This window comes from Microcystis sp. M109S1, from assembly GCF_020247025.1.
In the GTDB taxonomy this organism is placed as follows: domain Bacteria; phylum Cyanobacteriota; class Cyanobacteriia; order Cyanobacteriales; family Microcystaceae; genus Microcystis.
This window is the reverse complement of record NZ_JADBRW010000347.1, coordinates 1-6,303: the sequence shown is the minus strand read 5'-3', so window position 1 is coordinate 6,303 and position 6,303 is coordinate 1. Positions and strand designations below refer to the sequence as shown.

The following is a 6,303-nucleotide window of genomic DNA, read 5'->3' as shown; positions in this document are numbered from 1 at the left end:
CAGGTGGTCAATTACCTAATTTTCAGGGAAAAAGTCCCGGAATTTTCCCCCCAATCACTCCAAGGGTCGGCACTTTTTGAGGGAAAAAAAGTCTAAAAACCTTGTTGGATAAGGTTTTTAGATTTATTCAGCAAACCCTAATTAGCCTTCTCTATTCTTTTGCAAATAATCGACTAATGCCCATAATCCTAGACGATAACTTTCGGCCCCAAAACCGCTAATCTGTCCGATGGCTATATCGGCAATGTAGGAATGATGACGAAAAGACTCGCGTTTGTAAATATTGCTTAAGTGTACTTCCACACAGGCCATTTTTGTGCCTAATAGTGCGTCGCGGATGGCGATACTGGTATGAGTATAAGCTCCCGCATTAATCAAAATACCGTCATGCTGACCCCATGCTTGCTGAATCCAGTCCACTAATTGCCCTTCCTGATTGGACTGGTGTGCGGTTAAATTCACCCCTAAACGGGTAGCTTCTTCGTTTAAAAACCGGTTAATCGCCTCTAAATTGACGTTACCGTAGAGATTCGGCTCTCTTTTCCCCAATAGGTTTAAATTCGGCCCGTGCAGAACCAGAATGCTTAGTTTATTCACAAATGTCCTCCCTATCACCACGAGAATTAATCTTAAGCTAAACGGCGCTTAACCTGCATGATCCAATAGCTATAACCCTTTTGGAGTCTATATCGGTGATCCGAAGTAAAAGCCGTTTAGCTTATCTCGATCAGGGACTATTGCCGATCAACAACATTTTTGCCGCTACGGTAATCACCGCACCAATAGTAGCACTGAGCGCACCGACGTTGACATCCTCACCGCCGTAAAACGGACGGTGATTCCCAAACCTCACGATTTAGGTTTCTGCTTCTTTCCCTTGCGGGGTTTCGCACCTGCCTTAACAGATTTACTCTGTTCTGGTCTATTTTTTCCCTCGCTCCTGGTCAGAATAGTTTCTAGGGAATAAGTGACGGTTTCTCCTGACATTCTGGTAAACTCCCCTTAGTTTCGTCTTGATCCTTCTCCCATTCTCGCTTTATCGATGGGAAACTACCCTTTAATTAGGGTTTGCGGCAAAAAGTTTTTCTTGGGGGTAGGGTGTGGGGTGTGGGGTGTGGGGTGTAGGGTTTTACCGATTCTGAGGGGGTCAATTACCTAATTTTCAGGGAAAAAGTACCTGAATTTTCCCCCTGATCACTCCCAGTCCGGTACTTTTTGATTGACAAAAAGTCTAAAAGTCTTACCCAACAAGGTTTTTAGATTTATTCAGCAAACCCTAATTATCATCCCAAAATATAGCGCTGGTGGTTGTTTCCCCAGCAGATACCGGCATCTGTCCCCTTTTGTCGATTAAATTTGTTAGATTTTGGAGGAGAAATGTTAACTTATTTTAAAATTTATGTTGAGCAGCACTGCTACCTATCCCATCGGGGGAACAGATATCGATCGCTTTGATTGTCGTCAAGTTTGGTATCCTATCTACTACGTCAAAGATTTAGACAAAAAGCAGCCCCAACGCTTTACCCTACTAGAACAGGATTTAGTGATTTGGTGGGACAAAAATCAGCAAGAATGGCGAGTTTTCGAGGATAAATGTCCCCATCGCTTGGCTCCTCTCTCAGAAGGTCGTCTTAACGAAAGCGGACATCTAGAATGTCCCTATCACGGTTGGTCTTTTTCCGGAGGGGGAAACTGTGAATTTATTCCCCAACAACCGGAAAACAGTCAAGCTAACACCTCTCGACGCGCTTGTGTGCGGTCTTTTCCCACGGCTATCCGTCAGGGATTATTATTCGTTTATGCGGGTAATCCCGAAAATGCTCCCCTGACTGAGATTCCGATTATTGAACCCATGGAGGAGGATGCCGATGCTTGGATTTGTTTGGATACCTTTCGAGATCTACCCTACTCGGCCGTCACTTTAATGGAAAATATTATCGATTCTAGTCATATTCCCTATACCCATCATCTCACCATCGGTAATCGGGCCAATGCCGCTCCTATGGAGTTAGAAATTATCGAGTCCAATCGTCAGGGATTTAAGGGAATTTGGCCCGAAGGACCGCGTAAAGGTAAATTAGGTCAACAATACAGCAATTTTATCGCCCCCGGATTCATTTACCACGATCTCACCTCGGAAAAGTTCGGACGGACTTTAACCGCGGTCTATGCAACTCCAATCCGTCAGGGAGAATGTCGTCTCTTTGCTCGTTTTCCCTTTAAATTTAACTCTAAGTTGCCGAAATTCTTCATTAAGCTTACCCCCACTTGGTATTCCCACATCAATCAAAACGCTATTCTTGAAGATGATCAGATTTTTCTCTACTATCAAGAGCGTTATCTGCAAGCTCAGGGGGATAGTCGGAATTTTAGTCAAGCTTGTTAAGCTAAACGGCTTTTACTTCGGATCACCGATATAGACTCCAAAAGGGTTATAGCTATTGGATCATGCAGGTTAAGCGCCGTTTAGCTTATCTCCCCACCAAAGCGGATTTATTAGTGTTTGAGTATCGCAATTGGGTTAATCAATACCAAGCTGATCCTTTCGCTGGTCAACCTTTTCCCCCCCTACAATCAAAAGAGATTCTCCTCGAACGCTATCAGTCCCATACCAAAAATTGTGCTGTTTGTCAAGGGGCTTTAAAAAATATTAATCGTCTGCGGGGGTTAACATTAGCGATCGCTATTATTCTTGGTCTATCTCTACCACTTTTAGCCCTAATTTTCGGTCAATCGGCCCTCCTTCCCGTGACAGTGCTGGCTCTTCTGGTTTCTGTGTGGAAACGAGGTCTATACTGATACTTTCTTCCGCAAAATAGCCCTAAAAGTCTTGCCCGATAAGCATTTCACGATTCCATAAGCAAAAATTATCACACAAAGTCGAGAAGAGCCCAGTGCTGACAGCATTAACTGTAATTATGGTGGGAGCTTATTGGCGCTTGGGAGAACTGAAAAAACAGTTTTATCAAGGACGGGAATTATTGCCGAGAAATACCGGTAAAAAGAGCGGAAGTTAGGGAACCTGTTCCTCTTTGCTTTGATTTTGGGGAGATTGCTGAAGTTCTTGCCAGCGAGTTTCTGCCAGTTGTTTTTGTGTTTGCACTTCTCGGTCATTGGAACGATAACGAAGTGATTCTTGATAAGCTTGAATCGCTCGCTCGTATTGACCGAGTTTAAACCAACTATTGCCTAAACTTTTCCAGGTTTCGGGGTTATCTTTTTGTCTTTGAATCGCCTGTTGATAGGCAGTTATAGCTTGGGAATTGTCGCCTAAACGATAGCAAGCGTTACCGATACCGATAAAAACTTCGGCTTTTTGGGAAGAAATGCGGCGAGCTTTTTCGTAGGATGCGATCGCTTCTTGAAATCTTTCCATTTGATGAAGTAATGCCCCTTGATTTAACCAAGCTTGATAATAATTAGAATTGGCTTTAGTTGCTTGAGTAAATGCCTCCAAAGCTTCTGAATTGCGGCCTAATTTTTGCAGAATAATCCCTTGACTATAGTGAGCTTGGGAAAATTGGGGATTAAATTGTCCAGCTTTGCTATAACTTTCTAAAGCATCATTAATTTTATTTAATTGATACAAACTATTACCTTTTTGATACCAAATTAAGGCATTATCCGATTCGATCGCTAGAGCCTGATCGTAGGCTTTAACTGCCCCTTCATAATCCTCAAGATTTTGTAATGACCAGCCTTTTTTATACCATGCTTTGGCATCATTTTGCTGAAAAGTTAACAATTTTTCAAGAGCTTTTTGGGCGGCGGAATATTGTTGCAGTTCTAAATAGATATCGGCTTTACCTTGCCAAGCTTGACTAGCGGCAGGATTAAAAGATAAGACCCGATCAAAACTTTCCAAAGCCTCCTGATTTTTGCCTAATTTATCTAAAGCTTGCCCGCGACCGAGCCAAGCTTGCCAAGCGGAATCTGGGTTAATTTGAATAGCTTTTTCGTAGGTATTTAAAGCTTCCGAGTATCTTTTTAAAGCTAATAAAGTATCAGCTTTTCCTTGCAATGCCCCAAGATAATCGGGATTAATTTTTAAGGCTTGACCATAGGAATTAAGGGCATCAGTATAGCGTTTGAGTTGATAAAAAGTCTGACCTTGTTGATAGTAATCAAGAGAATTACGAGAATTTTTCCAATAGTCAAAACCCAGATAAGCCCCTGCTATTAAGCCAATTATCCCAGAGACAAACAAGATTTTTGTTAGCCAAGATTTCCCTTGACGAGCAACCTGACCTTGAGGTTTCACACCATAGGTAGTTTTCGGAGCGAGATGATAAATTTTCCCTAATTTTCTCAGATCGATTAATGCTTCACTGACACTGGTATAACGCTGACGAAAATCATAGCGGATCATGCGCTCGATAACATAACTAAACTCGGCGCTAGTCATGGCCAAATGTTGCCAGAGAATTTCCCCCGTGCGAGCATCCAGTGGAATATCTTCGGGATCTTTACCGGTTAAAGCTTGTAATCCAATAATACCAGTGGCATAGATATCGCTACTAAAACGCGGATAACCTTGGGCCTGTTCACTGGGGAAATAACCAGGGGTGCCAATAGCGACGGTAGAAACGGTTTTACCTTCTTTAACCACTTGAGTGCTAATTTCTTTGACAGCACCAAAATCAATTAAAACCAATTGATGATCTTGGCTGCGACGAATAAGATTGAAGGGATTAACATCGCGATGGATCACCTGTTTGTGATGGACAAATTCGAGAATTGAGAGAATTTCTGTTAATAAAGCCACCACTTTCCCTTCATCTTGCCTATAGACACCGGCAGTAATTTCTCTGGCTAAATCTTCCCCTTCAATGTATTCTTGCACGAGGAAAAATTGCCCATTTTCCTCAAAATAAGCAAATAAACGGGGAATATGGCGATGAATGCCCAATTCTTGCAGGATTTTCGCCTCGGTTTCAAATAGTCGTCTAGCGATGGCTATAGTTTCGGCATCCTGGCACTGGGGTTTAAATTGTTTGATCACACAGCGATTTTGATTGGGTAACTGGCGATCGCAGGCTAAGAAAGTCTGTCCGAATCCCCCTTTCCCCAATTGACGGATAATTTGGTAGCGATGACTAAGGATGTTTCCGGTAGCGAGTTCCATAGACGATGGCAATCCGAGGTTTTTTACGATTCTTTTTTACTATTCTAGGCTTTTCGGCTCTCTTTTGCGGTGGATAGACAAAATGCGGAAACTTTCCCATTCTACTTTTTTCCCTATAGAGAGAGAAAAAATTCCCTGTTGAGGGGACTGACATGACAGACAGAAAAAAATAATCTAGAAACAGAGAAAGTTCACTGTTGTTTTTTGAGAGGATAACCGCTATGTCTATGAATCCTGTTACTAGAGCCAGTACAGCTTTACTGATTACCCTGCTCATGGGGTCGATGTCTGGTACTTTTCCCGTCCTCGCTCAAAGTAATATTAATCGGCCACGTCTCATCGCTCAACAAATCTCGATTCCGGCGGGAACAGTTGTTCCCTTAAATTACGAGAAAGCCGATAAAATTTTAGTTTCTAAAAGCGATGTTATTCCTCTGACTTTAACCGTAGCCAGAGATATTCGTGACCGGAATGGGATTGTGGTGATTGCAGCGGGAAGTGAAGTCAAGGGTACTTTAGAAGCGACGGGCCGAGGTGTGCGGTTTATTGCCGATGAAATTGGCCTCGATGGGGGCAATCGCACTATTCCCCTCAATGCTACTTCGCGATTAATTACTACCACTGAAACCCTGCGTAAAGGGGCAAAAACTCAAGATATCTTAGGGGGAACCCTCGCCGGTGCGGGGGCAGCCACAGCGATCGCTGCTCTTACGGGCGATCGCAAGATCGAAGTTCTCGATGTCTTAGCGGGGGCAGCCGTGGGAACCCTTGCAGGATGGGGCTTACCGGCGGCGGGAATTGTCGGTGGTAGTTCCGTGCAGTTATACTCTGTTAACCCCGATCGAGATTTAAATATTACCCTGCAATCGCCCCTAGTGATCAGAAGACCTGTTGGGAAATAAAAAAGAAACAGAAAGTTTGCACAGTAAGGATTTCATTATCTCTTACCAATTAAGCAGCATCCAAATAGAAGTTCCATAAACCAGTAGAATTCAACCTCAAGCGGTCATCAAAATCAGGCACACGATTCCTATAAACAGCCGTTACACAGTTATATCGCTTTATTCCTGCCTGAGCCTGTTCACATTTCACTCGTTCTCGACTCAATTCTCTATTTTGTATCTTCTGAAGTGCACTTAACTCTTTTCCTTTTGGCTTTTTATGCGGGAGATAAACAT

The 6,303-nt window shown here is 43.0% G+C and carries 5 protein-coding genes and 1 pseudogene; 2 read left to right on the top strand and 4 right to left on the bottom strand.

Going from position 1 to position 6,303, the window contains the following annotated elements:
• Window positions 1-141: 141 nt before the first annotated feature.
• Both aroQ and IM322_RS17515 read right to left on the bottom strand, forming a co-directional pair.
• Entirely contained in the window at window positions 142-597 is a 456-nt protein-coding gene (gene aroQ / locus IM322_RS17520) for a type II 3-dehydroquinate dehydratase (RefSeq protein WP_002797921.1), read from the bottom strand.
• A gap of 130 nt (window positions 598-727) precedes the next feature.
• Window positions 728-853 (bottom strand): hypothetical protein, encoded by a 126-nt coding sequence (locus tag IM322_RS17515; protein WP_287698980.1) that lies wholly within the window; start codon window positions 851-853, stop codon window positions 728-730.
• A 546-nt stretch (window positions 854-1,399) separates the two neighbouring features.
• On the opposite strand from IM322_RS17515, the pseudogene IM322_RS17510 reads away from it, so the two are divergent.
• Window positions 1,400-3,017: pseudogene (locus IM322_RS17510) on the top strand (aromatic ring-hydroxylating dioxygenase subunit alpha).
• Here IM322_RS17510 and IM322_RS17500 read toward each other — a convergent pair.
• Window positions 3,014-5,125, bottom strand: coding sequence for a serine/threonine-protein kinase (locus IM322_RS17500; RefSeq protein WP_287674860.1), 2,112 nt, complete (start codon window positions 5,123-5,125; stop codon window positions 3,014-3,016). The pseudogene IM322_RS17510 and the gene IM322_RS17500 sit on opposite strands and share 4 nt — an antisense overlap.
• 221 nt (window positions 5,126-5,346) lie before the next feature.
• Between IM322_RS17500 and IM322_RS17495 the strand changes: the two genes are divergently transcribed.
• The gene (locus IM322_RS17495) at window positions 5,347-6,027 is read left to right on the top strand and encodes a hypothetical protein (RefSeq protein WP_287674863.1); all 681 of its coding nucleotides are present in this window, start codon (window positions 5,347-5,349) and stop codon (window positions 6,025-6,027) included.
• A gap of 49 nt (window positions 6,028-6,076) precedes the next feature.
• Here IM322_RS17495 and IM322_RS17490 read toward each other — a convergent pair.
• Window positions 6,077-6,303, bottom strand: a 227-nt coding sequence (locus tag IM322_RS17490; RefSeq protein ID WP_287713273.1) for a transposase family protein, incomplete at its 5' end; no start/stop codon positions are given.

What these genes read in the sequence shown, in the direction of transcription:
- IM322_RS17500 (WP_287674860.1), bottom strand. Translation starts at nt 5,125, where the DNA reads ATGGAACTCGCTACCGGAAACATCCTTAGTCATCGCTACCAAATTATC.
- IM322_RS17495 (WP_287674863.1), top strand. Translation starts at nt 5,347, where the DNA reads ATGTCTATGAATCCTGTTACTAGAGCCAGTACAGCTTTACTGATTACC.